The sequence below is a fragment of the Vibrio sp. 03_296 genome (assembly GCF_002265885.1).
The window spans coordinates 1-336 of record NZ_NPKW01000257.1; the positions used below are offsets into that span (position 1 = coordinate 1).

Annotated in this window: 1 pseudogene; it reads right to left on the reverse strand. The window is 39.0% G+C overall.

Features of this window, described 5'->3' with window-relative positions:
* Positions 1–154: 154 nt before the first annotated feature.
* Positions 155–336 (reverse strand): annotated as a pseudogene (locus CIK04_RS33600) (haloacid dehalogenase-like hydrolase); the annotation flags it as partial.

A 336-nucleotide genomic window follows, 5' to 3' on the forward strand; every position in this document is an offset into this window, starting at 1 on the left:
AAATACCAATGTTTCTGTATTTTGATAAATCTGCCATTGTCTTACTCTGTTAATAAGGTATAAAGTGCGCGCAGAGTATATCACAATCTGTCAAGACTGATACCCTTGCGAGCAATTAGGTGAGAAAAATTTTCTTCCACCTCAGTAAAGCCTATCAAGACCTAGATTGCAAAGGGATTCTCTCTTTTTTACTTGGATTTTCAAACGCAAAAATCTCACACCAGTGGTCTCGAATAGAGACAATCTCCACTCGCTGTAAACGCGTTTTTAGCTCCAGTTTCAATAGGGGGTCAAACGCATATGAATACTCTCGGTTTGAGTCATCATGATGAATGC